Origin of the sequence: Achromobacter sp. DH1f (assembly GCF_000633435.1) — a bacterium.
Lineage (GTDB): Bacteria > Pseudomonadota > Gammaproteobacteria > Burkholderiales > Burkholderiaceae_B > Achromobacter > Achromobacter deleyi.
In genome coordinates, this window is record NZ_AYMF01000088.1 from 1 (window position 1) to 205 (window position 205).

General features: G+C 71.2%; 1 pseudogene. It reads right to left on the reverse strand.

The window, feature by feature from the left end:
* Window positions 1–205: pseudogene (locus U858_RS0133060) on the reverse strand (methionine ABC transporter ATP-binding protein); the annotation flags it as partial.

The following is a 205-nucleotide window of genomic DNA, read 5'->3' on the forward strand; positions in this document are numbered from 1 at the left end:
CCGCTGGCGCATGCCGCCGGAGAACTGATGCGGGTAGTGGTCGATGCGGCGGTCGGCGGCCGGAATGCCCACCGCCACCAGCAGTTCCAGCGCCCGCTGGCGGGCCGCCGCGGGCGACCCCTTGTCGTGGTGGCGGATGGTTTCGACCAGTTGGTCGCCCACCGTGAACAGCGGGTGCAGGCTCGTCAGCGGGTCCTGGAAGATC